The organism is Dellaglioa sp. CoH-56-MRSF-14, from assembly GCF_056782115.1.
On record NZ_JBXAYB010000109.1, the window covers coordinates 1 to 266 of the forward strand.

A 266-nucleotide genomic window follows, 5' to 3' on the forward strand; every position below is an offset into this window, starting at 1 on the left:
TGGCTCTCGATTCACGGCGCTTTTGATCCGCGTCCCGCACCATCTTCGGGTTCGCGCGCCGGGCCCGGGCGATGGCCGCTGCCCGCTCATCCGCGATCACCGCGCCCTCGCGTGTGACCAGCACACCCGTCTTCTTCCCCAGTTCACGTGCTATTTTGTTCTTGGGTACCACACGTTTACGGGCCTGCCGTTTTTTCTCGTTTTCCGCATCGAGTTTGGCTATGATGTCGGCCACGATAGCCGCCGCATCCAGATTGAGGGGTTTC

Annotated in this window: 1 protein-coding gene; it reads right to left on the reverse strand. The window is 61.3% G+C overall.

What is annotated here, in order from left to right; all coding sequences use genetic code 11:
• The coding region (locus AC1RPX_RS07990) for a hypothetical protein (protein ID WP_481763365.1) at positions 1-266 on the reverse strand (266 nt) is incomplete at both ends.